Source organism: Parablautia muri (assembly GCF_009917485.1).
GTDB lineage: Bacteria > Bacillota > Clostridia > Lachnospirales > Lachnospiraceae > Suilimivivens > Suilimivivens muri.
In genome coordinates this window covers 312,713-338,769 of record NZ_QZDT01000001.1, presented here as the reverse complement: position 1 = coordinate 338,769, position 26,057 = coordinate 312,713, and the positions used below count along the sequence as shown (strand labels likewise).

The following is a 26,057-nucleotide window of genomic DNA, read 5'->3' as shown; positions in this document are numbered from 1 at the left end:
CAATCTATGCCTGCGGTACTGCGTAATTATTATAGAAGGTTTGGAAGTTTAGCTAGCTTTAGGCCTTTATACATTCCCCTTCAGGCGAAATCCGAATCATTTCTTCTGTGTAAATATCTTTAAGCTCCTGATTGTTAAACCATTTAGAGGGCGCTATCACCAGCTTGTCCTTGGAGGCATTCAGCCATGCCCCCCACCAACTGAAACTAGAGTTTGCCAAAATATGATGTCTGCATCTGCTCATCAAAAGTAGATCAAAATATCCCGTATTCTCCGTGGTTCCCTCTACTACCACAAACCGGTCTTCCGAAAGCTTTAACTTCCCACACAATTCCTTTACCCACTTGCCAACCCATTCCACATCATTACTGAACATAAAAAAAATTGCCTCTGGAAAAACATCCATCATTTTTTCAAATCCACCACAGTAATACTTTTCCGTACATATTCCGCCATATACCTCATCATTTTCAAGATAATCCCCTCTACGCACATGCACGGATACAGACAGGCAGTTCCCTATTTGCTTCAGGTACTGCTCTACTCTTTGCCTCATGCTGTTTTTAAATTTGAATTCATCGCCCCCGGATTTGCCATCGTCAAGTTCATTCCAGATTTTATCTGAAAAAATAAACGCCTGCCGCACCTTATCTTCTATATCTTTAAAATATTTTTCACTCTGGAAATACCCTGTCAGATAAGCAGGCTCTTTGGCCAGTACCTGCTCATCAAAATTTCCATCTTTTTCATGATACTCAAGAGACTTTCTTCCAAACAGCTTTCTCCTGATTCGATGAGACAGCTTTAAAAATCCGTCCGTAATCCTATTCAGTTCCTCTTTGGTTGCCCTGGGATAATCAATGCCAAACACCCAAAGCATAACCGGTCTTGCATCTCTCCCTTCATACTCCGTAAAATCATCAAATTTTACCTCTTTCCCCATAGAACAAAGCTTTAAATATAGAGCATACTGGAACATCTGATTCCCAAGCCCGCCTGTCATCCTGATTATAACCATAATACCCTTCCATGCTTCTAATCATCCCTGCCGCTTCACGGCAACGTATTTTATTTCTATTTAACAGTACAATTTACCCTGCCCTTCGCATTTATAAGAACCATACCCTTGGTATAAACATCATTGCTTTCCCTATCGTTCACCCACTTATCCGGAGCCACTACCAATTTATCCGGGTTCGCATTAAGCCATGCAGCCCACCAGCTAAAGCTGGAATTGGATATGACATTGTGCTTACATTTACTCATGAGCATCATGTCCAGATACCCCGTATGCTCGGTGTTTGCCTCCACCATCACAAAACGTTCTTCCAAAGATTTGCTCTGTTCCGCCTCCATGTATTCCTTAAGCTGATTTTCAACTAGATACTCTACCCAGCCTCTTACCCACTTGGGTTCATTACTGAAAACATAAAAAACCGCATCCGGATATTTTTCCTGTATAAACCTTACGGCTCCTTCATAGTATTTCTCCGTACAAATCCCCTCATACAATTCTTCGTCCAGTCGGGAATCACTGCGATACATATGTATACTCACAGCCTCCGTTCCCTCAATTGCATCCAAGCATGTTTTCGTACTCTTATAAAGCTTTTCCGGCAAATGCAGTTCTTCTAAAGAAGGAAACTGATAAAGCGCTCTCACCTCATCCTTAATATCTTCAAAGTATTTTTCACTTTGAAAGTTGCCCCGCAAGTACATAGAATCAAAATTCAATACCTGTGGGTCGTAAAAACCGTTCTCATAATATTCAATCGCCCGGCGCCCAAAAATTTTCCGACCAATTCTTTTTAAAATCTTCATGGAACCGTCCGTGAACTCTATAATCTCATCCCATGTGGCTCTTGGATAGTCAATGCCAAATAAGGCCAGCATAATCGGACGGGTATCATCACTGCGATATTCGTTGATATCATCAAATTTTACTTCCTTACCCATAGAGCAAAGTTTCATGCATAATGCATATTGGAACATCTGATTCCCCAGACCTCCGGACATTCTGATTATATTCATATCTTTACCTTATCCATTCTTATACTGATTAAGTCCTGTACTGTCAGTCAGATATTGTCTCGCTTAAGTTACAGCAATTGTTTCTATTTTAGCATCATCTCTCCATGTTTGTCCACGTGTTCTTTCCACTACAAGCCGAACTGTTACACGATTCGGCCATTAGAAGTTCGCCTTCGGCGAAAGGCCGGACTCACTCTCGGCAAAATTCAGGCTTTCTTACGGACTCTGCAGTAAATGCAAAGTCCTAGGCTGAACTGTTACCGAATCGTTACGACAATGTCCTAACGTCCCTAAAATTTTATTGCCAAATATCATATAGGGCCTTATAATATCATTAAATTTGCCCTGGTTTATGATAGTATACAGTGCGCAGGTTCTGAAAGGACATAATAATTTATGCTGTTTAATTCTTATATTTTTATATTTCTTTTTTTTCCATTAACCTTAATTGGATATTACGGATTAAATTATGCCAAAAAATATAATCTTGCCCTGGCATTTCTCATCGGTATGTCCATGTGGTTTTATGGCTACAATAACATATACTACCTTGCTATTTTAATTGTCAGCATTTCCATCAATTATGGGCTCATAACCGGCATGGCAAGTGTATCCGCCAAACGTTTAAAGCGTCTTTTTTTATGGGCAGGCGTTTTCCTTAACATTGGTATCTTATTTTATTTTAAATATTATGATTTTTTTATAGACAATATAAATTCCGCTCTGAAAGCCGAGTTCCCATTATTAAAGCTCATACTTCCTCTCGGAATCAGCTTTTATACTTTTCAGCAGCTATCCTGTGTGATAGATTCCTACAAGGGCGAATGCGAACATTACAGTTTTTTGGAATATGCACTGTATGTCTCCTTTTTCCCACAGCTTATCGCAGGACCCATTGTCTACCACAATGAACTCATTCCACAGTTTCAGGATATAGGCAACAGGAAAATTAACTTTGAAAATTTAAGCAGAGGTATCTATGCTTTTGCCTTGGGACTTGCCAAAAAAGTGCTGATTGCCGATACATTTTCCAGCATTGTAACCATAGGCTATAACAATATAACCGCTCTAAATACTACCAGCGTTATCCTTGTAACCGTCTGTTACTCCCTGCAGCTTTATTTTGATTTTAGCGGTTACTGTGATATGGCATATGGCATGGGATATATGCTTAATGTAAAACTCCCGGCCAATTTCAATTCCCCTTATAAAGCGGAATCTTTTGCAGATTTATGGAACAGATGGCATATGACCCTGACAAGATTTTTTATCAAATATGTCTATATTCCTTTAGGCGGCAGCCGAAGGGGAAAGGCCAGAACCTACCTAAATACGCTAATTGTATTTATTGTAAGCGGATTGTGGCATGGCGCCAACTGGACCTTCATATTATGGGGGACGTTGAACGGTATTGTAATCATCATTGAACGGTTCACAAAGCTTGCTTCCCTGAAAATACCTAAAATAATCAAAATGGTAACAACCTATTCTTTATTTACATTTACCTGCAGTTTATTCAGGTCTGCTTCTGTCAAGGATGCAGGCATTCTTTGGATACGATTGTTCTGTGGCGGATTTGGCCCTGTCTATCAGCCGCTTATAGATGCTTTTGGGGATTTAACAGAATCGAAATTTTTATATCGCGCAGGCTTTGGCGCTATTATGACAAATTATCCGTGGCTTATGCTGACTGTATTTACCGCTATTGCCCTGGCTGCTTGCTTTACACTGAAAAACACGCAGGAAAAGGTGGCGGAGCTAACGCTTTCAAATAGAAAATTTTTTGTAGTGGTCATCCTTATGATTTGGAGCATTATATCTTTATCCGGAATCAGCGAATTTTTGTATTTTAACTTTTAAGTCAAGATCATTGTCCATGGGAATGAATCAATCATTTAGGAAACAAACATGACACAAGTATAGAATCGAGGAAATTATGAATCAGAAAGCTGCTAAGAAATGGTTTATAAAGTGTATCCTTACATTAGTAACCTTATTGGCCTTTATCGCTCTTACCGTTATAATTGTGGACCCATATTTCCACTATCATAAGCCGCTTCCATTTTTATCCTACCGGCTGTATGAAGAACGCTACACCAATGACGGTATATCAAGACATTTTGACTTTGATGCCATGATAACAGGTTCTTCCATAACGCAAAATTTTAAACCCAGCGAAATGGATGCTCTCTTTGGAGCCAACACAGTCAAAGAATCCTTTTCCGGTGCCGGTTATCAGGAGCTGGCTGATAATTTGGACAGGGCCCTTTCAAGAAATAAAAATCTAAAGCAGGTTTTGTGGGCAGTGGATTATAATGGATTTCTCCGGGAATATGACTGGGCAAGATATGAGGAATATCCTACTTATCTGTACGACAATAATCCCCTGAACGATGTCTCTTATCTGTTCAACAAATCCATATTATACCATGGCGTGATGACCAATATTGCTATGACCCTTACCAAAACCCCCAGTACAACTATGGATGAATATTCTTCCTGGGATATGGAAACCGGACTGGAGGTTATTTTGACTACTTATGATAGAAATAATGTCAATACGGATGTTCCCACCGGCTTTGGGGAGGAAGAATACAATATGGTTACCCAGACCATAACCCTGAATATTCTTCGTGTGGTAAATAAATACCCTGACACCACCTTTTACCTTTTTTATCCCCCTTTCAGCATCTTCTACTGGGAATCTTTAAATATCAAGGGAACCTTAGACCGGCAGCTTAGGGCAGAGCAGGTTGCAACCGAATTGCTGCTTGCGTGTCCTAATGTAAAACTGTACAATTTTTTTGATCAATATGATGTAATCTGTAATGCCGATTATTACTCTGATGATGGTCATTACTGCGAAGAAATCAATTCCCGTATTCTGCAATGGATTGCCCAGGATACAGGACTGGTTACAAAAGAAAACTATTTAGGGAAACTGGCGGCAGAAAGAGAATTCTATGCAAACTATGATTATGATAGTCTCTATGAGTAAATGCAAAACGAATATTTAGAAAAAAAGATATTTTTATATGATGTAACCAATGCCCCGCAAAGCGGGGCATTTCTGTAGCAGTCCAGCTTTAACGGGCCGCTTCCTTTATCATCCATTCCTGAAACATTAAAATATACCAGATTTGAATCCGCCATTTTCCTTTATCAATAAAATCTTTCCAAATCTTCCACACCACATCTGCATTCAAGATACCCTGCCGCTCTAAAATGCTTCTGTCAATCAGGCTTTCCGCCCATTCTCTCAGTATCGGCTCACGCAGCCATTTTTCAATGGGAATGCTGAATCCCTTTTTAGGGCGCTCCATCATCTCCTTCGAAACGTAGCGGTAGAGCACATTCCGCAGCACTTTCTTTCCCGTCTTTCCTTCTCTCTTATAATCAATAGGGAGGCTCCAGGCAAATTCTACCACATCCTTATCCAGCATGGGAACTCTTGTTTCCAGGGACACTGCCATTGCCGCCCGATCCACCTTCACCAGGATATCATCAGGATGATACATCAGCATGTCCATCAGCATAATATTATGATTGGTTTCTTTTAAAAATTTTGGTTCATATTCACTATATTTATAACTGCACTCCCTTCCATCAAGACAGATTTCCTTTGTAAGGGGATCTGTTTCATAAGAACAGACATACAGGTCTGAAGGTCCCTTTGCCCCCAGCAGTTTTCCCTTAATCCGATAAATTGGTTTTCTGGCTAACGGACTGTGGGTTACCAACAGGCTGCAGGGCTTTCTAATAAAGTAAGGCACGTCCTTCATCTTATTCCAAATGCGCTCCACCGAAGCATAGGAAGTATATCCGCAGAATAATTCATCTCCCCCATCCCCGCTTAAGGATACCGTCACATGTTCTCTGGTCATTTTGCTCACCAGATAAGTGGGAATCTGTGAGGAATCCGCAAAAGGCTCTCCAAACATCCCTGATAATTTGGGAATCACCGCTTTCGCATCCTCCTGGGTAATATAAAGCTCCGTGTGCTCGGTGCCAAGATGCTTTGCAATTTCCCCAGCGTACACTGCCTCATTATAAGCCTTATCCTCCATACCGATGGTAAAGCTTTTTACCTTATTTTTATTGAAAGACTGCATCAATGCCACCACTGTGCTGGAATCGATGCCCGCTGAGAGAAACGCTCCTACCGGCACATCCGCCACCATCTGCTCCGATATGGCCGCCTTCAAAAGCCGCTCCAGTTCATCCGCCGCTTCTTTTTCAGAGCCATGAAAAGGATTTGCCTGCCCTTTTTTGGCTGCCTCCTTTACAGACCAGTAAACCTTGGTTTTTACTTGCTCTATTCCTGTAAAGGGCAGCTTTAGTTTGAGCATCGTACCGGCTTCTAATTTAAAAATTTTTTCATAAATGGAATACGGAGCAGGAATATAACCATGTACAAAATACAAGTTAAGTACGGATGTGTTGATTGGATTTTTAAACCCATCCAGCACCGCAATAGATCCCAAATCAGAAGCAAACACAAAGCTTTCCCCTACCTGTCCGTAATATAGAGGCTTTTCTCCTATCCTGTCGCGAAGTAAATACAGGACCTGCTCCTTTTGATCATACAGGGCGATAGCAAACATTCCTTTGCAAAGAGAAATAGCCCTCTCTATCCCATAGGCTTCAAATGCTTCCAGCAAAACCTCCGTATCGGAACTTCCCCTAAACTTCTCTACCTTTTTTTCCTCCAAAAGCCTTTTCGCTATTTTTTTATAGTTATAAATCTCTCCATTATAGGCAATCACATAGCGTCCACTATGGGAAACCATGGGCTGAGCGCCATTTTCAGACAAATCAACTATGGAAAGCCTTCTATGGCCTAACGAAACCTGGCCATCTTTCGAAAAATAACTTCCTCCTGCATCAGGGCCTCTATGGTGCATTCTTTCTTTCATTTTTTCAATGTTCTTTTGCTTGTCTCCATTCCAATTGCAAAATCCTGCTATTCCACACATTTTTATACCCCCTGCATATCGCAAGCTATACAACACATTTAAGTTAAAACCGGGAATCCCTGTGTTCCCAACAGTCATCTATTTTTTAATAGGGATAAAAGAAATTTCTCCCAACCACCATATACATGTTCCGGCCGGTAGGTCTTCGCCATCCCCGCAGCTGCTATGCCCAGTTTATCTGCCATCTGTGTATCTGCTAATAAACTGCGCAAATGCTCTCTCATGCTGGCAATATCCCCCACTGGGGTCAAAATCCCATTTTTTCCATTTTCTATTAAATCAGCTGGACCACCGCAGGGACAGTCTGTGGAGATTACCGCAAGTCCCATCACCATAGCTTCAATCAATGTGTTGGGAACTCCCTCCGAGTTGGACGAAAGCACAAAAATATGTGCTTTATAAATGGCATCCGCCACATTGTCAATACTTCCGGGAAGCAGCACCTGCTCTGAAAGCTTCTTTTCTTCTACCAGCTCCATCAGTTTTTTTCTGCATTCGCCATCTCCATAAATAATCAGCTTGTAATCAGAAAATTCTTGTGCAATTTCCGCAAAGGCCCGGATAATCATTTCGTGGTTTTTATTTTCATCCACGCGTCCTACTGCCACAATCGTTTTTTCCCGTACCCCTTCGTATCTTTCCCTGAAAAATACAGCGCTCACAGGATTCTGCAAAATAATCGCCTTGCGGCGTACCTTTTCCGGGAAAAAATCAAAGCATCTACGGGTCTGCAGAATCACGCCGTCCGCCCATGCAAACAAGCATCTTGCCATAAAACGCATCCATGTATGATAATATTCTTCCTTAGGCTCCGCCCGCACAGACACCGCAACTGGTATCCTTAAAAACCGGGAGGTTAAGATTGCCATCATATTATTTTTTCCAATAAAGGAAAGAATCACGTCCGGTCTCTCCGCCTTCCAAATATTTCTAAGCTTCCTAAATCGGCGCTTGAAATTTACCAGACGATTACCCGTAGTCTCCTCCTGACTGATATCGGAAATTACCCTCTTTACTTTTTCATTTAATAGATATTCATTTTCCTTCTGATACTGCGTTACCATAGTTACCCGGTAGCCTTTTTCGGCAAAATAATCCGCCAGATTAACCAGCACCCTTTCTGCGCCGCCCTTTGTCAAGGCTCCAATTAACATGGCAATATGAATCTGCTTTTCCATCATAAACCTCATTTATCCTGTTGGTTTCCATTTTTTAAACTCTCCTCTCAGACAGAGCAGATTTGCATGCTGACTTCAAACATGCTTTAACGCATATACGTCTGATACCATTTCTGAAAAGTAAAAAACGACCAGGACAGCTTAGAATAGTTCGCACCGGTTGCCGGCCCTCCATCTCCTGTTTTCATATAATTTTCTATCATATCAGCCGTAAAATCCGCGTCAAATATGCCCTGCCTTTTTAAAGAATCTCTGCTGCACATATCCGTCAGCTGTTCCTTCAAAGGTCCTCTAAGCCATTTGTCCAATGGCACCCCAAAGCCAACCTTGGGACGGTCTAGCAAACTTCTTGGAATATAATCATAAGCAATATCCTTCAAAATACGTTTTTTATTTCCCTTTTCATATTTCAACTTGTGGGCCATACGGAAGGAATATTCCATTACATCCTTGTCCAAAATAGGACATCTTGCTTCCAGGGAATATTTCATGGAAGCCCGATCCACCTTACATAAAATATCACCTGGAAGGTACGTATCCATGTCAAGCAGCATCCTTCTCATCTGCCAATCAGGTACTTGATAGGTACTTTCTATGGGGAAATGGCAGGGCAGCCCCTCTCCCATCACCATCTGGTTTGCCCTGGTAATATAATTGCTTGCTCCAAACTGGGTTTTGGTTTCCCGATTTCGATTTCCCGCAATCACTCTCACCCGGAAGGAAAGCTTTTCCTCAAGCCCAATCTGCCTAAACCCTGGCAGCTGGCACACCCCATGCACCAGGCCGCCAAGGCCGTCCAAAAGCTGTGCCTGATGTACATTCTCATAAATGTTATAGCCACAGAAAAATTCATCCCCCCCATCGCCCGAAAGAGCAACCGTCACATCCCTTCTTGCCAGCGCCGACACCAGCATGGTGGGGATTTGGGAGGAATCTGCAAAGGGCTCATCATAATACAAAGGTATGCTTTCCACAAGGCCAAGCATTTCCTCCTCATCTATATAAAGCTCCGTATGATTTGTGCCAAGATGCTCCGCCACTTCCTTTGCATATTTTGCTTCATTGTAACGTTCTTCATGAAAACCAATGGAAAAGGTTTTAACCGGCTTCTTTGAGTGTGCCTGCGCTATAGCTGTCATCAAAGAAGAATCATATCCCCCGCTTAAGAAAGCGCCTAACGGAACATCCGCAATCATGCGCGAAGCCACCGCTTTATTTAAAAGTTCCTTTAGCTCTGCCTTCGCCTGTTCATAATCGTTAACAGGTTTCTTGCTCATTTCATGATATACCTTCTTAATATCCCAATATTTCCAGATGGTAATTTCACCCTGGTGGAACTTTAAGATACTCCCAGGCTCTAACTTATATACGTTCTCGAATATACTATCCGGCGCATTGATGTACTGCTGAAACAGAAATCTTGAAAGAATATCCTTCCGTATTTTTTTATGGAAGCCTTCCCTTTTCATAATGGGCTTTAATTCCGATGCGAAAATCAGATTGCCGTCATTCACCTCATAATATAAAGGCTTTTTCCCAATCCTGTCCCGCACCAGATAAACATCCTGTGTCTCCCTATCATAAAGACAAATAGCAAACATGCCATTTAACCGATCCATGCACTTAATGCCCCATTTCAGGTATGCGGCAATGATCACCTCAGTATCGCAGTTAGAGCAAAAAGGATACTCTTTCAGTTCCTTACGCAGCTCCAAAAAGTTGTAAATTTCTCCATTAAAGACCACACTTATCCCTCCATCCTTTGAATGCATGGGTTGGTGTCCTAAAGGGGATAAATCCATAATGGACAGTCTTCTTTGGGCCATACCAATCTGATAACCGTCCTTTATGTCAAAAATTTCCTCTCCGCTGTCATCCGGCCCTCTATGATACATAGTATCGTTCATTTCTTTAAGCTGGGCCAGCGTGATATTTTGTTTTGAAATAAAACCGCATATTCCACACATAAGTTATTCCTTTACCGTTGCTTCTATATATTCTTTCCACTGTTCCAAAATTGCAGCCTCATTCACTCTATCGCTAATTTTACGCGCATTATCGCCCAGGCGCTCTGCTAATTCCTGGTCTTCTATTAATCTGTTGATACTGTCTGTCAGCGCTTTTTCATCTCCAACCGGTATCAGGAGCCCGTTTTCCTCATGTTTGATAACGGTTTTGGGGCCGCCGCAAGGGCAGTCTGTAGCCACCACAGGCATTCCCAAAGCCATTGCCTCTAACAGCGCATTCGGCATACCCTCGTAATCAGAGGAAAAGGCATACACAGCCCCTTTGGGAAGCTGCTTTTCTAAATCATCGCTTGCCCCTGCTAACAGCATGTAATCCTCCGCCTTATACTCCTTAATAAATTTTTCCAGCTTTTCCTTAGTACCATCAAAAGAATCGCCTCCATATATTTTCAGGATATAGTCGGGATGTTTTTCATGTACTTTCAAAAAGGCTTTCAGAAGCATCAGCTGATTCTTAAAGTCAACCAGCCTTCCTGACTGCACCACCAGCTTTTCCCTCACCTCGGGTTTAGGCACGCCTATATATTTGTGATTGACAGGGTTTAAAATAATCCTTGACCTTTTACGCAAAGAGGCCGGAAAGGATTCTCCCTGTTCCCTTGTCTGGAACACACAGCCTGCTGCCCTTGGATATAAAAGAGGAATTAAAATTTTGTCCGCTAAGGAATTATAATAGGATTTCGGATCCTGTCTGACCGCCGTAATCACAGGAATCCCTGTGCCCAATGCGGAAATAAGCGCCCGATAATTTGGTCTTCTGGTAAAGGAGATTACCACATCAGGCCTTTCTTTTTTCATAAGCGCCCGCAAGTAATGAAACCGCAGCCAAATTTTAGGAAGGCGGCCTTTTCTTTCATCCTCTTTCCGTAATCCGACATGAATCCTTCTCACCCGTTGGTCCAGCTTAAATTCAACCTCACCCTGCCACTCGGTAGCAGCAATTACCTCATAATCATCTTTCACAAGCTGATTAGCCAGGTTAGATACCACCCGCTCTGCCCCGCCTTGTTCAAAACAATTTAAATGAAATAAAACCTTCCGCATGTTAATCCTCCAAGCCCTTTACTGCCTACTCTCTAAAAGGAACGGCTACACCAACGTTAATTTTAAAAATTGTTCGATATAATTCTCGTAAGTGAAGATTTGCGCTCGGTTTAACGCTGCCTCTTGATACTTCTTAAGTTTTTCATCATCTTTAAGTAAATCCAGTACAAGCTCCGCCATATGTTTTTCTTCTTCCAGTATATGACTGGCATCCAAATCTCTGTCCCTATTCATAACCGGAACTAAAATACCATACGCCCCATAAATAACCGGCTTTTTTCCTTCCCGTATCTGCTTTTCGAACAAAGTAGTGTCTCCATCCTCAAGGAGTATCTCTGCCGGTCCGGTAAGGCAATCCACGCTAACTGGCGCCAGTCCCAACGCCATTGCCTCCACCAGCGCATTTGGAAAACCTTCATTTAAAGAAGTAAGCAAATAGATTTCTCCTTTTTTCAAATATTGATAAGGCTCCCGCTGCATACCTGCAAAATAAATAACATCCGATATTTTTAAATCCTCCGCCAGTTTTTTATAATAGCCAAAGGTTCCCGCTCCCATCAGAATAAGCCGACTTTCCGGTATTTGCTTATGAACCAGCGAAAATACCTTCAGCATATGCCAAAAACCCTTCATATCGTCATCCCTGCCCATGGATACCATATACCGGATTTTTCTCCCCTGATCGTCATAATCCCCCCAAGGCAGCTTTGGCTCTTTTGCCTGTGCTTCCTCCCTGATTGCCTGTACATCATACAAATTATAAAGTGTAGCAGTTCTATTAAATCCAAATTTAATATTGAGTTCTTTCTCAATTGTTTTAGAGCAGCAAATCATCAGATGGGCCAGTCTGGTAAACAATTTGATTTTAATTGTTTCTTCCACATCTGTGTAATTTCTGAGTCCAAGCCATACTTTTTCCCGTCCTGTTTTCGAAAAGGCATTGACCATATTCGCAGTAGGGCCAAAGCTATAAGCAATATCAGGCTTCATTCTTTTCTTAAGCTTCCTAACCTTTGCGGAACGCCTTATCATGTTAAATATCTTTTTAACTTTTCCCTTTTTTGCCCCCATCTGAATGTCAATGATATTTAAACCCTCTATATTATAAGCAATGTTCGCCGAATTAAATATGACGATTGTCACATCGAAATACGGTTCCATCAATCGCGCAGTAGTGATACACACCCGTTCAAAACCACCCTGATGAAGCATAGGGGATATTAGCATTAATTTCTTTTTCATCTCAAAATACCTGTTTCATAAAATCGCATCATCCGATCAGCTTGTTCCTTTACATCAAATCCCGCTTTTTGCATCTCCTCCACATAGCTTTTTCTCTCATAATCCGCCGTATTTTGGATGTACTTAGCCCAAAGCGCCGCCTTTGCCTGTATATCCATAGTGTGCACCAAATCCGTTGCTATCACTTCCTCACAGATTGTATCCGACATCACACATCTAAGGCCGGAGGTTTGGGCTTCCACCATGGTTCCCGGCAGTCCCTCAAACCGGGAAGGGTAAACAAAATAATCCATAGCCTGGTAATAGTCATAAATATTACTGTGGTTTCCAAGAAAGTATACCTTATCTTCTATTCCCAGCTCCTTCGCCAGAGCCTTAGCATCGGCCATCCCGCTTCCTTCGCCCAACAGCAGTAAAACAAAGCTCTTTTTTTTAGCTAAGTTTCCATTTAAATCTTCATTTAATTTTTCTTTCTTACAAAGCTTAGCAAAGATTTGTAACAAATATTCATGATTTTTAGCATAATGGAACCTGCCCACGTGACCAATCACGTATTTGTCTTCAATCCCAAGCTCCTTTCGTTTTTCCCTTCGCTTTCCCTCATCGTAAGCAAACAGTTGACAGTCAATGGCATTGGGAACGAAAATTGTCTTTCCCTCCCTCACCGCCTGCTCCCCGAAAACGGAAATTCCTGCCAGCTTTGAACAGGTAAAAAGATAGTCCGCCTTTTTGGAAAGATTCCGCCGCATCCATCTGGTCAGCTTACCCTTAGCGCCCTTATCTACCCCGGCGCTTCTGGCATGGGCAATGGTAATCGGAATCCCTGCCTGCTTTGCTATGGGCAGATAAATCGCCGCTGTACTGGTCATATGTCCCTGCACCGCTTTAAAATCCTTATGAACCCTGAAGAACTCCTTCATGGCACTCCGGTAGGAAAAATAGTTATATAGCCGAAAACGGGGAACGCGAAATATCCGCCCTCCCAGCTTTACAATCTCTTTATCAAAATGTCCCTCCGCTTCCGTATGAACCAAAAAATCAAATTGAAATTTATTTTTGTCTATATGACGGTATAAGTCCATAATGCGGCTTTCCGCACCGCCAAGTTGTGTATTTCCGAGCACATGAAGTATCCGAATTGGTTGCGCCATTTCTTCTCCTTTTGCCTTTATGACTATTGTCAGAATATTCGCGCAGCTTATTCTTTCGCAATTGTCTGCTTTTGCGTGCTTGCCTTTACCATCCAATATTTTCCTTTTGCCATAATAAACTCTTTCCACCTGCCTGGAATACTTTGCTTCACCGCAGGCTGCGCTAAATATTCTCTATAAGAAATCCACTGCGTATCTTTTCGCTCAAAATAGCTTTCATACCGCTTCAAATCATCTTCTTTGACGGTTCCCGTATGAACCACCATGGTTGAATACCCTTCCATCTTTCTCAATGTACTGCTAAGCCGAAAGGAAATCGGATAAAATTTTAGCCCCTTAAAATAGTAGGGTCTTTCCCCAAATCCATCTGTCAATGCCGTAAAACCGGTCTCCTGTAACGCTTTTAAGGTACAAATATCATAAGAATGAGCAGGTGCCATAAAAAGATCTGTCTCAATTCCTTTTTCTCTCAAAATCCTTTTCCCTTCTGTCAGCATTTCTTTTTGCTTTTCCAATGGAACCCCTGCAAATTCAGAAAAATTGTTAAGGGGAAACAGACCACCTTTATTGGTGGTGTAAATGTGGTAAAGCCCATGCATGGCAATTACCCAGCCTTCTTTTTCCAGCTCTTTCACATATTCCCAGAAATCCGCCGGCCTGCATTCATTTTCTTTTTCATCCTTTTTCAGATTTTCGTCTCTGTTCTTTGGAACAACCCCTATCAGCGGCTTCACCTGATACCGATCCAGAAGCTCTTTGAACTTTAAAAAACGCTTCCAATCCATATCGGATGTTATGTCATCCAGCCTTACCGCTATTTTCATATAGTCTCCTTCCAAAAAACCTTATCTTATATGAAAAAGGTAAATCTTACAAATTTTCTTTGTACCAGTTGATGGCAAGATTTATCCCTTTTTCAAAATCATATTCAGGGTCATATCCAAGCATCTTCCTTGCCTTGCTGATGTCTGCATTGGAATCTCTGATATCTCCGGGCCTGCTGGGCCCAAACGCCGGTTCCACGTCCTTACCTAGCGCCTTGCAAAGGTCATGATAAACGTCTATCAAATATTCCCTACCCCCTGCTCCAATATTGTATGCTTCGCCTGCTGCCTCTGAAGGAGCCAAACAAGCTTTTAAATTCGCCTCAATTACATTATCAATGTAAGTAAAATCCCTGGACTGCTTACCATCGCCATGGATTGTAGGCACTTGTCCGTCCATAAGCTGCTTGATAAACTTAGGAATCACTGCGGCATACATACCATTCGGGTCCTGCCGCCTGCCAAACACATTAAAATACCTCATGCCATAAGTGTCCAGTCCATACAACACTTTATAAAGTCTTCCGTATTCCTCATCCACCCGTTTGGTTAGAGCGTACGGAGAAAGAAGCTTTCCTTCCCGCCCTTCCTGCTTCGGAAGGATCGGATGATCTCCATATACGGAGGAGCTGGATGCATAGACGAATTTTTTCACGCTGTTTTGTCTTGCAGCCTCCATCATATTGAGTGTGCCGCGTATATTAATTTCCTCATAGAGAAGTGGCATCTCGATACTTCTGGGGACGCTCCCCCATGCTGCCTGATTTAAAACAAAATCCACGTCCCTGCAGGCATCCATGCATGTATCTAACTCCCTGATGTCTCCTTTAATAAAAACAAAATCAGGATTTAAGGTTAACTTCTCAATGTTTTCATACTTTCCCGTTGATAAATTGTCCAGGCATCTGACTCTATATCCCATGTTTAAAATGGCTTCACATAGGTTTGAGCCTATAAATCCTGCTCCGCCTGTCACCAGAAACATAGAATTTTTATCAAACTTTAACTCTCGATATCCCATTTTCTATTCTTCTCCCATTATTGTTTCTTCCAAACCTCTATATATCTTCCTCTCAAAAATGGTCCCATCTTTTCAATCTGCCTGTAATGATTCGGCAGAATCTTACTCCAATCTAAAAAATGGCTCGTTTCACTGTCAGGAACAGTATCTACTATAAAATGTAATATATTGCTTTTTCCGCGATAACATGATAAGGCCGTACCCAAGTATCCTCTGTTCCACCATGCATAAAGTCTAATGTTACCAGATAATCAATATCCTTTTCTATTACTTAATCGAAACTGCCTACCTTATATGTGGCCATCCCATCATCTAACTCACGAGCTGCCAAAATAACATCTTCACACATATCCATTCCCACTTTTTTATTGGCTGTAATATGCCGCAAAAGTTCTCCAAGCCCGCACCCTATATCCACCACATATCCCTTTTGTTCATTATGAAAATTAATATATTATGCTGTTTTTAAAAATCCAGCTTCTTTTATCTTTCGAAAAATTTTCATGTTTCATCCTCTATAACCGCCAATATAGATAGCCCTTATCTTCCATCTCCTTGCGATCGCGTAAGCCCTTGATATCCAGCAACACCTTCTTTTGTCCTGCTTTAAAGAATCCTGCAAAATCTTTTTCCTTTAAAAAGGTAAACTCTTTATGAGCAACCGCTATGATTATCGCATCCATGTCCTTTATGGCGTCCATGGTCTCGAACGTGATTCCATAAAGCTGTTTTGCTTCTTTTGCGTCTGCCGCCGGCTCCACCACCATAGGTGTAATTTTATATTCCTCAAGCTCTCTATAAATATCAATTACCTTGGTATTTCTGGTATCCGGGCAATTTTCCTTAAAGGTGAATCCAAGAATGGCAACCTTAGCCCCTTTTACATGAATATCTGCTTTTATCAGGTTTTTCACCAAAGACTCTGCCACATATTTTCCCATATCATCATTGATGCGCCGGCCTGACAAAATAATCTGGGAATGATATCCAAGTTCCTCCGCCTTGTAGGTCAGGTAATAAGGATCCACACCGATACAGTGGCCTCCCACCAAGCCAGGATAAAATTTCAGGAAATTCCATTTGGTTCCTGCTGCTTCTAACACCGATTTCGTATCAATCCCCATCTTATTAAAAATGATGGACAACTCATTCATAAAGGCTATGTTAATATCTCTCTGGCTGTTCTCAATCACCTTAGCGGCCTCTGCCACCTTGATAGACTGTGCCCGATATACACCGGCCTCCACCACCAACTCATAAACCTTCGCCACCGTATCTAAAGTTTCCTCATCCATACCGGATACAATCTTAACAATGGTTTCCAGACGGTGCACCTTATCTCCAGGATTGATTCGCTCCGGCGAATATCCAATTTTAAAATCCACACCACATTTAAGGCCTGATTCCTTTTCCAAAATAGGCACACAAATATCCTCTGTAACCCCCGGATACACAGTTGATTCAAACACAACCACAGACCCCTTTGTCAAATTCTGCCCTAAAATACGGCTGGCCCCCTCAACCGGCGTAAGATCCGGCGTATGGTCGCTGTTCACCGGCGTGGGAACTGCCACGATATGGAACTTAGCCTCCCGAAGCCTTTTGGGATCAGCTGTAAACGCCACCTTTGTTTCCTTAATGACATCATTTCCTACTTCATTGGTAGGATCCACCCCATTTTTGTATAAATCAATCTTTTTTTCATTTAAATCAAAGCCTATCACCTTAACCTTCCGTGCAAAAGCTACTGCAATCGGCATTCCCACATATCCAAGTCCAACCAGCGACAATTTTTCTTTCCCACTCACAATATCTTCATATAAATTCATCCCAAACCTCCATAGTCGCAGTGCACATTCTGAAAACGTTCGGTTTCCCACATTGCTTCGCGGCACTGCTCATTATCTTCGCGTACATTATACCACATCACTAAATTACTTGTTAATCTGTTTTGCAATTTCTTCTAAATAGATGGAAATAACCTTCCGGCGGTCAAACACATGCTCCACATATTCCCGCCCCCGCAGCCCCATCTCCTGGCGGTCGGATTTTGTATAGCTTAAAATAGTCTTAATAGCTCTCACAAGTCCTTCCGTATCTCTGGCCGGAAAAGTAAGCCCGCTTAATCCACTTTGCAATGTCTCACGACACCCCGGCACATCACTTGCAAGCACTGGTCTTCCACAGGCCGCCGCCTCAAGCAGTACATTCGAAAGCCCCTCATGATAAGAAGGATGGACAATCACATGACTCTGCGCCATAACCTTTGGCACATCATCGATATGTCCAAAGTACTTAAGCTTCCCTTCCTCTGAAAGCCTTTGGATCCATGGCTCATAGGTCTTCCGGCTTTCTTCCTCATATTCCCCTACAAGATAAAAACGGCTTTCCTGAAACTCTCCTGCAATCTGCTCTGCCGCAGTCAAATATTCTTCAATTCCCTTATCCTTCATCATACGCAAAACCGCCAAAAATATAATTCCCTTATCCTCGGACGGATAGCTTACGTAAGGGTGCTCCTGCAAATTCACACCGGATCCTGGCAAAAGCCTGCTCCTTTCTTTTCCCACACCATGTGTAAGCATAAACTGCTGATTCCCTTCATTTTGAAAGAAAACACAGGCTGCCTTTTTTACTGCAACTCTATAAAAAGCAATTAATGCCTTTCCCAGCAATCCCTGCTTTTCCACCGCTGTACCAAGTCCGGTAATGTTTACAAGGTATGGTACCCTCTTTATCCTGCACGCCAGCCCACCGTAAAGGTTGGGCTTTATGGTATAAGTCAACACCACATCCGGCTTCTGCTGCCTCAAAAGCTTTGTATATTTGACAAAAAGCTTAAAGTCATGGACAGGGTTACTGCCCCTACGCTCAAATTCCGTAGGGATCACCTGAAATCCCATATCTTCAAGCTTCCTGCAATTTTCATCAGAAGGCACTGAGATGACTGTCTCATACCCCTTATCTGTAAAGGCCTGCAAAACCTCTTTTCTGAAAAGATACAATCCATTTGCATAATTGCTCAGAATCAAAATCTTCATAACAGCCCTCCATGTAAAATTCCTTGCGATTTTACACTCCGCCTCATGCCATCATAAGCTGACAATAGCAGCTTCTATCTCTTTCTTTTTGCGGATGACAACGCTGTCGTACATCATCATCACCACGTCTTCCTCATAATCGCCAATCTGCTCCGGATTTGTATTTCCCTTAACATTTTCCTGAATCAGTTTAATAAAATCCACTCCGGCTCCATAGGCATGAAGATACGCACCTCCAAACCTTGGGTTAATTTCTGAGAGATAATATTTCCCGTCCTGATAAAAGAAATCCATATCTAGCGGCCCGTTAAACTCCATAGTCCCCAATACTTCTTTTACAAAATCAAATAATCTCTCATCCTTAAAAGATATCGTCTTATTGGCTCCTCCAATTGTGGTGGAAAGCTTACGTTTTGAAAAGATAGCTACCGGCTTATGGCTTACAGTATCCACATAAACGTCAGCGTCCAAGTCCTCCCCTGTCATAAGCTCCTGAATCATCAGGCTTTCATCTGCATCCGTCACCTGCTTTAACAATGCAAGGGTTTCTATCTTTCTGGCACCCACACTGCCGCTTCCCATCCTGGGCTTTACAAATACAGGCAAAAGAATCTCTCCCTTTTCATAAGCGGTTAAAAATTCTTCATAGGTTCCATAAGTTTTTATCGTATGAATTCCATGCCGTATCAAAAATTGATACATTTCATACTTATTAAAGCAGAGCTTTGCCGTTTCCGTGTAAGGCGCCAAAACCACAACACCCAAAGCCTCAAACTCCTCCCTGTGCTCCGCAAGCAGGGCAATTTCAGGATCAATCAGGGTAGTTACCGCATGAATTTCTTCTTTTTTACAAATATCTAAAATCATGGGAATATAACCAGGGTCGGTAATCAGCGGAACCTGATAAGCTCTGTTGGCGAAAGCCATGGCAGGAGCCACCTCACTATTGTCCGTAACCACAATCTTTGCATCTCTACCCAGCGTTTTCCTGAAATCCTTTAATAATTCACATCTTCTTCCCACACTGCAAAATAGTATATGCATCCTTCTTAGCCTCCCTGCGTTCACTCTATCCCTTCTTTCGGCGGTGTTCCCTGAAAGGCTTCCATGGTAGCGTCCGTTTCACTGCTAATTCCCTCTCTTTTTAACACTGCCTTAACCGTGCTGAAAAAAATTTTCAAGTCCAGCCCAAAGGAAATCTGATTGACATATTCCACATCATACTCAAATTTCTTTTCCCATGTAATCGCGTTTCGCCCATTGATCTGCGCCAGTCCTGTAAGTCCTGGCCTTACGTCATGTCTTTGCTTTTGAAAATCATTGTAAAGAGATAAGTATTTTACCAAAAGAGGCCTTGGCCCAATGATACTCATTTCCCCTTTTAAAATATTGAACAGCTCCGGGAGCTCGTCTAAACTGGTGGCACGCAGTTTTTTTCCAAACTCTGGAAGCCTTTCCTCATCCGGCAGCAGATTCCCCTGCCCATCCCTTGCATCCGTCATAGAGCGAAACTTATACAGCTTAAATATTTTTTCATTCTTTCCCGGTCTTTCCTGGGTAAACAAAACCGGACTTCCCAGCTTTTTTCTGACTAAAATAGCAAGGATAATATAAACAGGTGAAAGTACAAGTATCCCACACAGTGAAATTATCATATCAAGCAGTCTCTTTATATACCTTTCGTACATATCTACCCCTTATCTGTCAAAATGCTTCCTTACAATCTTTATAATCAGTTCCATATCCTCCGGTGTATTTTTAATATCGCTTGGCAGGCAGAGTCCCCTGTTAAAAATATCCTCTGCAGCGCTTTCCCGCACACCTTCCTTACAACCATTCCCCTCAGCAGCGATAAAATCGCACTTGGCAAATACCGGCTGCAAATGCATAGGTTTCCAGATGGGGCGGGATTCTATATTCCACTCATCCAGCGCGTCCATTATCTGATTGGGTGTAACGCCGCACGCAGGAGATATGGTCATACAGGTAAGCCAACAATTGGCATCCCCATCCTCATTTAAAGGATTTAAGGTAATTTCAGGTATATCCGCAAAAGCCTCCTTATACTGCCTGTAAATAGCCTTTTTCCGGTCCTTGTGCTCCTCTAAGTGCAAAAGCTGCCCTCTGCCCACTCCCGCCACAATATTACTCATTCTATAATTATACCCAATATTAGAATGCTGATAGTGTCTTGCCGGATCTCTGGCCTGGGTAGCCAAAAAAGTAGCCTTCTTTGTAAACTCCTCTTTCTCCGACACCATCATTCCCCCTCCGGATGTGGTGATAATTTTATTTCCATTGAAAGAATAGATGCCAATATCTCCAAAGGTTCCCGTATGCTTTCCTTTATAAGTACTGCCAAGAGACTCTGCCGCATCCTCAATCAGCGGAACATTGTGCTCCCTGCAGATTTCCATAATTTCATAAAGTTTCGCCGGTGTTCCGTATAAATGAACCACAATCACGGCTTTTACATTAGGATACTTCTCAAAAGCCCTCCGCAAAGCATCCGGGTCCATATTCCAGGTGTCTTTCTCCGAATCGATAAACACAGGCACTGCCTTTTCGTATACCACCGGATTACAGGTCGCGCTAAAGGTCAGGGTTGGAACAAATACAAGATCCCCCTGAGAAATTCCCAAAACCTTAAGAGCCAGATGAATCGCTGCCGTCCCTGCGCTTAAAGCTGATGCATGAGAAATTCCCACATAATCCGCAATCTCCTTCTCAAATGCATTCACATTAGGGCCAAGGGGCGCCACCCAATTTGTATCAAAGGCCTCCTTAATAAATTCCTGCTCCTCCCCATGCATAGTGGGGGAAGACAAATATATTTTTTTCCCTGTCATTTTCCTGCTCCTTTCTAAAAATTCCTCTGGTGTAAGAACAGTTAGCCCCAATACCATAGAACATCTTCACAAAGCCGCCATTGCTGCCAACATCAGAAGGTCTTCTCGCTCTGTTCTTCGTAATTATAAGTGGGCACAATCTCCTTAATAAGCGGCCGGATATCGCTGTTTTCATTGACGGACGCTTCTTTTAAATTTTTCAGCTGAACAAAAAATTCCATTTCATTTATATCAATAGGTTTCCCAATATAAATCAGTTTATTTTTGGTTCCCGTCATTCCCTCCTCCTCCATCAAAAGCTCCTCATACAGCTTTTCACCGGGGCGAAGGCCGGTAAACTCAATTTTTATATCCTCATCCACACGATAACCGGATAACCGGATTAAATTCCTGGCCAGATCCAAAATCTTTACAGGTCTTCCCATATCCAGCACGAAAATCTCCCCACCCTTGGCATAAGCTCCTGCCTGTAACACCAGCGATACCGCCTCAGGTATGGTCATAAAGTACCGTATGATATCAGGATGGGTGACCGTCACCGGCCCTCCCGCCATAATCTGCTTTTTAAACAATGGAATGACGCTGCCATTGCTTCCAAGCACATTCCCAAAACGCACTGCCACAAATTCCGTGTCGTAGTGCTTGTTAAAGGTCTGAATAATCATCTCGCAGATTCTCTTGCTGGCTCCCATAATATTGGTAGGATTTACCGCTTTGTCCGTGGAAATCATTACAAAACGCTTTACATCATTCATGGCAGCCGCCTGGGCCGTTTTCCAGGTTCCAAATACATTATTTTTTACCGCCTCATTCGGGCTTCCTTCCATCAATGGCACATGCTTATGGGCCGCCGCATGATAGACAATGTCCGGTTTATAATGCTCAAAAATCCAGTTCATACGGTTCGTATTGCGGACAGATGCAATCAGTACGGTTAAAGAAAGGTCAGGATACTTAGCCAAAAGCTCCTGCTGCACATCATAGACATTGTTTTCATAAATATCAAGAATAATGAGCTTAGCCGGATGATGGGAGGCAATCTGTCTGCAAAGCTCGCTTCCAATAGAACCGCCGCCGCCTGTTATCAGCACTTTTTTCCCTTTTACATAGCCAAGAATAGAGTCTAAGTCAACCTCAATGGGCTCCCTTCCCAAAAGGTCCTCAACCTCCACATCCCGCAGTTTGCTGACGCTGACTTCCCCGTTCACCAACTGATACATTCCGGGGAGGGAACGGAGCTTACAGCTTGTTTCCTTACAAATATCCAAAATAGCAGACATCTCCTCCCTGGAAATGGAGGGCATGGCTATGATGATTTCATCAATACCATAAATGTCCGCGCACTCAACAATCTTATTTCTTCCCCCTGCCACCTTGATACCTTGAATAAATTTTCCCCATTTTCCTTTATCATCATCAATAATACAGCGGATGACCATGGTGGAAAAATTGCTGTTCACAATCTCCTTGATAATCAGATTGGCGGCTTCCCCCGCTCCAATCACCATAACGGAAATACTATTATTTTTATTCTGCTGCTTGTGCTTAAGACTTCTGAAAAACCGATAGGAAAAACGGCTTCCAAAAATAAAACTAATCAGCAAAAAAACGTACAGAAAATAATAGCTGCTGGGAACAGCCTGCTGCCCTGGCACTTTAAAAAACTGAATCCCCACCGCCTGGGCTGCGGAAGATACAACACTGGCCATAACCAGATTCTGAAGCTCCGTCTCCCCTGCAAAGGCCCAAAGGCTGCTGTACATTCGAAACAGATATAAGACAAAAAGGGTAATTATGATATTCACCGGCAAAAACCTGCTGACAGGATTTAAAAAATGCTCCGGTATTTCTGACATATTAAAATTATAACGCATCAAAAGAGCCAAATAACTAGCCAAAATAACACTAATTACATCATAAATAATCAGACAGGTCCTTCTGTAAAATATTTTAACATTAAAAGGGGTTCTTTTCTTTTCTTTACTCATCACTCTAATCCCCATACTTAAAGCAGCCCACAAATCTTAATTTCAGTTCTCCTGGAATACAAGGGGCGTAATCGCCAGCATCAGTACCAACCCGCAAGGATTGCTTAAATGGAAAATCCATTCCACCATCCCCGCCACTGCTACTGCCACACTTACCACCGCAGGGAATGATGCATAAGTTATTTTGTCCTTTTCCCTCCGATAATACAAACAGCTTCTCATAAAAGTGGCAGCTCCTAACAGCACAAAAAAGATTCCCACTGGTATGCCATGATCGTAGGCCACCTGCAGGTAGATGTTGTGAGCATGGGTTGCATTCTCCCCACTCTTTAAAATTGCCCCCATCTCCTCGTGCCCTATCATATTGAGCTGCTCCAGATAAGATTTGAAAATATCCAATCTGCCGTTGGTATAATCATCATCCCTTAAGGCTTCCTCCGGCACATCCTCCGGTATATAATCTGCCGAAGCCACTAACTTACTGCTATCCACAATACCCGGAATCACAATCCTTTTTTCCGTTCCATAAGATGTATCCGCCTTGGCGCTATTCTTATGAGCCCTTTCATATTCCGCCTGCTTCAGTTCTCCATAAGGGTCCAAAGTTCCCTCTGGTATACCAAAAATTTTATCTGCAAATACATCTATAAAACGGCCAACCCGCATATAGTTTATGGTTGCAAGTCTTCTGCCCCGCATAACCTCCTGCGGGCAGTACATGGAATATTCTATCTCATAAAGAAACGGTTCACTGATAAGCCCAGGTATATTCCTCTGCGCCGTAAACGTCACCGGCAGGCACACCAACACGGCCAATATCAGCATTCCCATGTTCTTTCCATAATTTTTAAGTAGTTGAAGCTTTCTACCACCTGCCATTATACCAACTGCGAATAAAACAGTAATTCCTACTGCAAAAAAGGCTGTTCTGGACATCGTAAAAAGCATATAAGAAGAAACCACTCCAAAAAGCACCAATTCTTTCCAGCAGTCTCTTAATTCCCGGCTTTTCTTAAGCTTTGCAAGCAAAATAACCATTGCCGCACACTCAACTATGGTCAGATAAGAAGCTGTAATTGTCACTGTGTGGAAAATATGGGTATATCTTGCATTCCTGTAGGTAACATAGGGTCGATGCAGCAGAGCAAAGCCCGTAGACCATATAAACTGAATCACTATTCCTCTTGCAATATTTACAAATATCCTCTCCTTGTGTTCCCACATGCCATAGTTTAAATAAAACAGGCCAAAGGCCACCACAAGCGCAACGCCCCACCATCTGCCATTTCTGAAAATAATAATAAGGGCAAAAAAGACTGCCACAAAAGCCGCATATACATAGGACAGCCTTGCAAGCTTCCTTTTGCACAGCCCAATCGCCGTCCGGATTAAAATGAAACCTAACAGTATTCCAATCAGAACCGTATATTTAAGGGCCTGCACCGCAAGCTCGTCCATTTCCTCCGTTAAGTTTGTTTGATAATAATGATACCCATAAAGCCCGGCTGCCGCCAGATAAATCAGATTATAAATATTTACAATTTCTTTCCACTTAAACATGGCAATGACCGCCAGTGAAAACCAAAGCATCTCCTTGCGCTCCGCCACTGTATGATGAATATCATACAATCCGCTCATATACTCGCAGCATCCGGCAACCGCTCCGGCAATTGCCACAGACTGAACCAGATCCCCAAAATGACTTTTCAGGTAGTCCAATGTAAAAATCGCCTGCTGCCCCACTCTGTCATGGTTAATGCCATAAAATAAGATAAGTGCAAGTAAAACCACACTGACAAAATATACCGTATTATCCAGCAAATACTTTCCGAAAAACCCGGTAAGTACAGCCCCAATACAAATAAGGGCACCCACCGCCACAATCGGGTTCATAACCCCCTTAAAAACCTTTTCTACTGTAGTCAGCTTGTCCTCTTTTTTCTTATACCAAAGCCGGACCCCCAATACAGATAAAGCGGCAATTCCTACAATCAGAGCGCCAAGGCCAAACACCCAAGTCTTTCTAAGAGGCATACGATAATTATAATTGGCCATAAGACTCATGCCTTCCTGGGTGGAATCTGCATAATATAACGTTCCCATGTAAGGCATTTCCTCCAAGGACACAGGCCCCCATCCGCTGAAAATCTCCGAGTCATCCCCCTGCAGGATTACAAAATAAGGCTTGCCCACTTCCATATCAACGTCAATGATAACTTTCTGGTATCCTGGCAGATGCTCCGGCTCAATTACTGTCTCCTCCTCACATATCACCTGCCACTGCTCGTCCAAAATCCGCAGGAAAAAGGTTTCTCCATGGCTGTTCTCATCTAAATACACATCTATGGTATCCATGTGATTGTACTGGGCAATTATTTCCTGCAGGATGGTTTTTTCCTCATCAACTGCCTCAGAGATAATTTCTCCTTGCGGCATCACTACCGTGCTTACCGTCTCATGCCAGATTCTAAGAGGCCATAAGGATATCAAAAGGAGTGCCATTATCATTAATATTACGGTTTGAATTGCTTTACTTTTATATACAATTTTCTTCATCTTTATACCCTCCGCATACCGCAAACTAAGCCTGCGGTTCTGCCACCCATAAAGAGTTTGAATTTACTTACAAAATTTTCATGCATGGGTAAGTATATCACAGATATTTCCAATTATCAAACTTTCACA

The 26,057-nt window shown here is 42.4% G+C and carries 20 protein-coding genes; 2 read left to right on the top strand and 18 right to left on the bottom strand.

Going from position 1 to position 26,057, the window contains the following annotated elements:
- Positions 1-58 precede the first annotated feature (58 nt).
- Together D5281_RS01525 and D5281_RS01520 are read right to left on the bottom strand one after the other, a co-directional pair.
- A complete protein-coding gene (locus D5281_RS01525; protein WP_160558371.1) occupies positions 59-1,018 on the bottom strand; it encodes an alpha-1,2-fucosyltransferase in 960 nt (319 codons plus the stop codon).
- Between the two features lie 56 nt (positions 1,019-1,074).
- Positions 1,075-2,031, bottom strand: a complete 957-nt coding sequence (locus tag D5281_RS01520; RefSeq protein ID WP_160558370.1) for an alpha-1,2-fucosyltransferase — start codon at positions 2,029-2,031, stop codon at positions 1,075-1,077.
- A 396-nt stretch (positions 2,032-2,427) separates the two neighbouring features.
- Between D5281_RS01520 and D5281_RS01515 the strand changes: the two genes are divergently transcribed.
- Positions 2,428-3,891 (top strand): MBOAT family O-acyltransferase, encoded by a 1,464-nt coding sequence (locus D5281_RS01515; protein ID WP_160558369.1) that lies wholly within the window; start codon positions 2,428-2,430, stop codon positions 3,889-3,891.
- A 76-nt stretch (positions 3,892-3,967) separates the two neighbouring features.
- Complete coding sequence (locus D5281_RS01510; protein WP_160558368.1) at positions 3,968-5,029, top strand: hypothetical protein; 1,062 nt, start codon at positions 3,968-3,970, stop codon at positions 5,027-5,029.
- 88 nt (positions 5,030-5,117) lie between these two features.
- Here the strand turns inward: D5281_RS01510 and asnB (D5281_RS01505) are convergent, their stop codons facing one another.
- From asnB (D5281_RS01505) to D5281_RS01430, 16 genes are all read right to left on the bottom strand, one after another.
- Positions 5,118-7,007: an asparagine synthase (glutamine-hydrolyzing) gene (gene asnB / locus D5281_RS01505; RefSeq protein ID WP_160558367.1), complete on the bottom strand. Its 1,890-nt coding sequence runs from the start codon at positions 7,005-7,007 to the stop codon at positions 5,118-5,120.
- Between the two features lie 74 nt (positions 7,008-7,081).
- Entirely contained in the window at positions 7,082-8,188 is a 1,107-nt protein-coding gene (locus tag D5281_RS01500) for a glycosyltransferase (RefSeq protein WP_277935107.1), read from the bottom strand.
- 83 nt (positions 8,189-8,271) lie between these two features.
- Positions 8,272-10,152 carry an asparagine synthase (glutamine-hydrolyzing) gene (gene asnB, locus D5281_RS01495; protein ID WP_160558365.1) on the bottom strand — a complete coding sequence of 627 codons (1,881 nt, stop codon included), beginning with the start codon at positions 10,150-10,152 and terminating at the stop codon, positions 8,272-8,274.
- A 3-nt stretch (positions 10,153-10,155) separates the two neighbouring features.
- The gene (locus tag D5281_RS01490; protein WP_160558364.1) at positions 10,156-11,256 is read right to left on the bottom strand and encodes a glycosyltransferase; all 1,101 of its coding nucleotides are present in this window, start codon (positions 11,254-11,256) and stop codon (positions 10,156-10,158) included.
- A gap of 45 nt (positions 11,257-11,301) precedes the next feature.
- Positions 11,302-12,498: a glycosyltransferase gene (locus D5281_RS01485; protein WP_160558363.1), complete on the bottom strand. Its 1,197-nt coding sequence runs from the start codon at positions 12,496-12,498 to the stop codon at positions 11,302-11,304.
- On the bottom strand, positions 12,495-13,649 hold the full coding sequence (locus tag D5281_RS01480) for a glycosyltransferase family 1 protein (RefSeq protein ID WP_160558362.1): 1,155 nt from the start codon (positions 13,647-13,649) through the stop codon (positions 12,495-12,497). The genes D5281_RS01485 and D5281_RS01480 overlap by 4 nt, the downstream gene beginning before the upstream one ends.
- 47 nt (positions 13,650-13,696) lie before the next feature.
- Positions 13,697-14,473: a DUF2334 domain-containing protein gene (locus D5281_RS01475; RefSeq protein ID WP_160558361.1), complete on the bottom strand. Its 777-nt coding sequence runs from the start codon at positions 14,471-14,473 to the stop codon at positions 13,697-13,699.
- Positions 14,474-14,519: 46 nt separating this feature from the next.
- Positions 14,520-15,494, bottom strand: coding sequence for an SDR family oxidoreductase (locus D5281_RS01470; RefSeq protein WP_160558360.1), 975 nt, complete (start codon positions 15,492-15,494; stop codon positions 14,520-14,522).
- A gap of 271 nt (positions 15,495-15,765) precedes the next feature.
- Positions 15,766-15,912, bottom strand: coding sequence for a class I SAM-dependent methyltransferase (locus D5281_RS01465; protein ID WP_160558359.1), 147 nt, complete (start codon positions 15,910-15,912; stop codon positions 15,766-15,768).
- Positions 15,913-16,009: 97 nt separating this feature from the next.
- A complete protein-coding gene (locus D5281_RS01460; protein WP_160558358.1) occupies positions 16,010-17,323 on the bottom strand; it encodes a nucleotide sugar dehydrogenase in 1,314 nt (437 codons plus the stop codon).
- 105 nt (positions 17,324-17,428) lie between these two features.
- The gene (locus D5281_RS01455; RefSeq protein WP_160558357.1) at positions 17,429-18,535 is read right to left on the bottom strand and encodes a glycosyltransferase family 4 protein; all 1,107 of its coding nucleotides are present in this window, start codon (positions 18,533-18,535) and stop codon (positions 17,429-17,431) included.
- A gap of 51 nt (positions 18,536-18,586) precedes the next feature.
- Positions 18,587-19,579, bottom strand: coding sequence for an ATP-grasp domain-containing protein (locus D5281_RS01450; RefSeq protein ID WP_160558356.1), 993 nt, complete (start codon positions 19,577-19,579; stop codon positions 18,587-18,589).
- 20 nt (positions 19,580-19,599) lie between these two features.
- On the bottom strand, positions 19,600-20,223 hold the full coding sequence (locus D5281_RS01445; RefSeq protein ID WP_160558355.1) for a sugar transferase: 624 nt from the start codon (positions 20,221-20,223) through the stop codon (positions 19,600-19,602).
- A 9-nt stretch (positions 20,224-20,232) separates the two neighbouring features.
- On the bottom strand, positions 20,233-21,384 hold the full coding sequence (locus D5281_RS01440) for an aminotransferase class I/II-fold pyridoxal phosphate-dependent enzyme (RefSeq protein ID WP_160558354.1): 1,152 nt from the start codon (positions 21,382-21,384) through the stop codon (positions 20,233-20,235).
- A gap of 92 nt (positions 21,385-21,476) precedes the next feature.
- Positions 21,477-23,372: a polysaccharide biosynthesis protein gene (locus D5281_RS01435; protein WP_160558353.1), complete on the bottom strand. Its 1,896-nt coding sequence runs from the start codon at positions 23,370-23,372 to the stop codon at positions 21,477-21,479.
- 42 nt (positions 23,373-23,414) lie between these two features.
- Positions 23,415-25,928, bottom strand: a complete 2,514-nt coding sequence (locus D5281_RS01430) for a hypothetical protein (RefSeq protein WP_160558352.1) — start codon at positions 25,926-25,928, stop codon at positions 23,415-23,417.
- Between the last annotated feature and the right edge of the window lie 129 nt (positions 25,929-26,057).